3 protein-coding genes and 1 pseudogene are annotated in these 3,630 nt (G+C 45.8%); 2 read left to right on the top strand and 2 right to left on the bottom strand.

What is annotated here, in order from left to right; translation table 11 throughout:
• Positions 1-233 (top strand): annotated as a pseudogene (locus GRP75_RS29950) (YkvI family membrane protein); the annotation flags it as partial.
• Here GRP75_RS29950 and GRP75_RS21555 read toward each other — a convergent pair.
• The gene (locus GRP75_RS21555) at positions 230-1,354 is read right to left on the bottom strand and encodes a glycosyltransferase family 4 protein (RefSeq protein WP_160790314.1); all 1,125 of its coding nucleotides are present in this window, start codon (positions 1,352-1,354) and stop codon (positions 230-232) included. The pseudogene GRP75_RS29950 and the gene GRP75_RS21555 sit on opposite strands and share 4 nt — an antisense overlap.
• Positions 1,355-1,560: 206 nt before the next feature.
• Between GRP75_RS21555 and GRP75_RS21550 the strand changes: the two genes are divergently transcribed.
• A complete protein-coding gene (locus GRP75_RS21550; protein WP_068940274.1) occupies positions 1,561-2,742 on the top strand; it encodes a GGDEF domain-containing protein in 1,182 nt (393 codons plus the stop codon).
• Positions 2,743-2,867: 125 nt separating this feature from the next.
• On the opposite strand, the gene GRP75_RS21545 is transcribed toward GRP75_RS21550, so the two are convergent.
• The coding region (locus GRP75_RS21545; protein WP_237449131.1) for a pseudouridine synthase at positions 2,868-3,630 on the bottom strand (763 nt) is incomplete at its 5' end.

The following is a 3,630-nucleotide window of genomic DNA, read 5'->3' as shown; positions in this document are numbered from 1 at the left end:
TCCAAATTTCGCCCAAGCTCATCACACTATTCATTATGCTCACCTGTTTTTTAATCAGTCAGTTCGGCTTCAGTTCACTGTTATCTGTCCTTTATCCTATTTTCGGAATGCTCAGTCTGATGTGGGTTAGCAAACTGATCATAGCAGGACGCAGGAGACCTTTCCGTTCCTCACGTCCTCGCTCCAGCTTTCGGCATTCCGATTCCAAACCAGGTGGTACTCGTCATGGTTAATGTGGGAATTTCAAATACATTTTCTTCAACTCGTTAACCGCCCGACTTAAAGAATAGCTTGATTTAGCTTTATCGCAGGCAGATCTAGCCAGCTCATAACGATAGGAAGGGTCAGCAATGACCTTTTCTAATGCGTCTGCCAGTGCCCTCGGATTGTCGGGTGGCACGAGCAGACCATTTACCCCATCTTCAATCTGCTCCGGTATTCCTCCCACTTCTGTACCTACCAATGCCAGGCAACTCAACGCTGCTTCCGCAAATACCGAACCAAAGGCCTCCGCCCGAGAAGGCAAAACAAATACATCAAAGAAAGGCATAAACTCTTCTGGATGAAGGGTATATCCATAAAAAATCGTCTCATGGTATATATCGAGCTGTCGTGCCATCTCTTCCAGCTCAGGGCGAACCGGACCGTCTCCAATAATATGAAGCACAAATTCCAGATTTCTTTTTTTAAGTTCAGCACAGGCCCGCAATAAAATATCCAGTCCTTTCGCCGGAACAAGGCGGCAAACGGTTATGAGCTGTGTCACTTCATTTTCGTGTGGAATGGGCTTGAAGCGCTTCTCATCATATCCGTTCGGAATGACTGCAATGTCTTGCGGATTCTGAACGTAAGGAGTTAAGTAATGCTGAAAAGAATGAGATACCGCTATCAAGCGATCCGCCTTCTGCTCCATTTCCCCATACAGTGACACCAAGAATTGGTGTTCAGGCCCGTTCTCCTCTATTTTCCCGTTTAGAATTAACTCCTTCTCATAGGAAGAATGAATCGTCTGTACGAGCGGAATGTCAGGAAAAACAGTTTTCATGGCGATTCCGGCAATAGGATGATGGGCATGAATGAGGTCATAGGGCTTCTGAATACGAAGCCGTGTCCACCACAAATAGTCACGGTACGTCTGAATATATTTTTGGACGATTGGATATTGTTCATATCTCGTCCAGTCAAAGGTATCAAAAGTTACTTCGTCCCTACCCTTGTTGCGAATCCGTTTAGGGATTGAAAATAGCTCCATTTCCCAACGGGGGGATGTAAATCGCTCTTGCAGATATGGAATCATGGATGAAACGCCTCCCGGTTGCTCGGGTGGGAAAAAGAGAGCCTGTAGCAATTTCATGACGTGCTTCCCCTTTCAAGCATTAAACTGCCCGGATCACAGATTGTATGTATAGGTTTCCGGATTTTCTGAAAGATGATATATTGAGAATAAATGTTAGTCACAAAAGAAAATTATAACATTTTAAATGGGATAAATCCTGTCTATTGTATCGGAACGGTATCATCCGTTCAATAGATTGACTACTTTTGCAAATGGAGTCGGTGATGTTGACGTTGTTGTCCTTATCGGGAACCTTGGGTTTCCCATCTCTGGCCGGGGCCGTAAGTGCAGCCTGCGGTTTGTATATTATACTCATGATGGCACTGATGTGCGTGATCATATATAGCAGACAACGAAAAAAAGCCTATATCCTTTTTTCGGTTGCCGCTATTATTATTATGACATATGAAGCCATGAATCTCTATTCAGCAGGCGGAGGCAAGATACAACTCCAAGGAATCGTGTGGAAAAATGCGCTGGAGGCATCTGCCTTCGTGCTCATCAATGCCGCCGTATTTCAACTCTACCGGAAGCTGAAACGTGTGCAGACATGGACCCTGCTGCTGCTGGGTGCGTTATTGATATTGCCGGTTATTGCTTGGACTGCAGGTTTGTTGCCCGCTTGGATCAGCGCAGCGAAACTAGTTGGGTTCACTCTGTTTTATCGAGTACTGGTACTAATATTGAGCCTTGTGTTCATAACCCCACGAATCGGACAGCCAAAGAAGTATGTAGCGGGCTTATTCATGTATTTGCTCTGGCTCGGCTATTTGTGGCTGCGAAATGACATCCCTGAAGAAGCAGGCAGGTCAAACGCAGTCCTATATATGTCATTTTTACCATTGCTGTACTATACTACGTTGTTCATCATCCTGTTTGAACGGATTGTGGAGCTACTCCAAAGGATTTATCGTTCTTCCATCACTGATGGCCTAACAGGGCTATATAACCGTAAATATTTTTCGGGCCGACTACGGCGATATATGGATCAAGGAATCCGCGTGTCGGTCATTTTTTGCGATATTGACAATTTCAAAAAGCTGAATGATACGCAGGGCCATGCTCGTGCGGATGAAGTACTCAAACAGGTCGCACAGATTATGGAGGATGAACTGGATGAAATCGGACTGACCGGACGATACGGTGGCGAGGAACTGGTCGCAATGGTTGTGGATCGACGTGCCAAGGTTGGACATGTCGCAGAACGTATCCGCGAGCGGGTCGCGGAAGAAAGCATTGTCACGATCAGTGTCGGATACAGTACAGTGAAGAAAGAAATGAACCCGGATGAACTGGTCAAGCAGGCCGATCAAGCAATGTACATATCCAAAACGACAGGTAAAAACAAGGTTACAGCTTATAAAGCAGCCGAAGTGAAAAAAAGCCGGGCAGCACGCGCACAATAATTCGTAAACTGCGATTCAGTGTTGAACGTTGAGTTTGAATAATTCTCTGTCTGGTTGTCTATATCATAAAATGACGCACAGGAATCTCATAAGAGCCTGTGCGTCATTTATATTTAATCTGCCTATCAAACTTCTGACGTTGCAGATGCTATATCCCGGCCGATCCATGCCAATTCTTCGCTAGTCAGCTCTCGATAGCTGCCCAGTGGAAGCTGTTCATCCAGCTTCAATGGGCCCATGGCGGTTCTTTTCAAATAGGTCACCTTTTTACCAACCGCCTCGAACATACGCTTCACTTGATGAAACTTACCCTCATGGATTACAAGCGAAATATAGGAAATAACTTCTCCATCTGCCTGGTACGGATGTTCGTGACGAAGAATGGTCAACTGCGCGGGAAGGGTAACATACCCATCATTCAGTTCCACTCCTGCTGTAAATTGATGAATATCCTCCTCCGTGACATGACCCGACACGGTAGCCTCATACGTTTTAGGGACATGCCGCCGTGGAGAAAGTAGTTCGTGCGCTAGCTTACCGTCGTTGGTCAACAACAATAGTCCTTCTGTATCTTTATCTAAGCGTCCTACTGGAAAGGGCTCAAAATGTCGTTCTTCCGCACTCAGCAAATCCAGCACCGTCCGCTCCCTCGTATCTTCAGTTGCAGATATGACGCCCGGTGGCTTGTGCAGCATGATGTAAATATACTCCCGAAAGACAACAAGTTCCCCGTTCACTTCAATCTGATCCTGGTAGGGATGAACCTGTAAGCCGCTATCTTTGGTGGTTCTCCCGTTTACCGTGATCATCCCTTGCTTAACTTGTCTCTTGATATCACTACGGGAGCCATATCCCATATGGGTTAAAACTTTATCCAAACGTTGCGTT

It is taken from the genome of Paenibacillus sp. OT2-17 (assembly GCF_009827695.1).
GTDB lineage: Bacteria > Bacillota > Bacilli > Paenibacillales > Paenibacillaceae > Paenibacillus > Paenibacillus polymyxa_B.
The sequence above is the reverse complement of the archived record's forward strand: the minus strand, read 5'-3'. Positions and strand labels throughout refer to the sequence as shown.